Raw genomic sequence first — 274 nt, forward strand, 5'->3', positions numbered from 1 at the left:
AAAGGAGAGCATCATGTACTACAACTGCCTAGTAAATATTCCTAAGAACACTGGTAAAATTTCCAGAAATAAACGAGGCAAGACTACCTACATCGAATACACTTATGCTAGAGAGTACCTTCCCGAGAAGAAATACAACGTCGCCAAAAGAACGACCATTGGGAAAGCTGCCCCTGATCATCCGGGAATGATGTTCCCTAACCCCAACTTCGAAAAATTCTTCCCTGATGTTGAGATTCCCGCCGAAGGAACGGCGGCTGAACCAGTCAATGAG

General features: G+C 44.9%; 1 pseudogene. It reads left to right on the top strand.

Features of this window, described 5'->3' with window-relative positions:
- Positions 1-13: 13 nt before the first annotated feature.
- Positions 14-274 (top strand): annotated as a pseudogene (locus ACYVUV_RS12425) (IS1634 family transposase); the annotation flags it as partial.

It is taken from the genome of Lactobacillus sp. WILCCON 0149 (assembly GCF_057197965.1).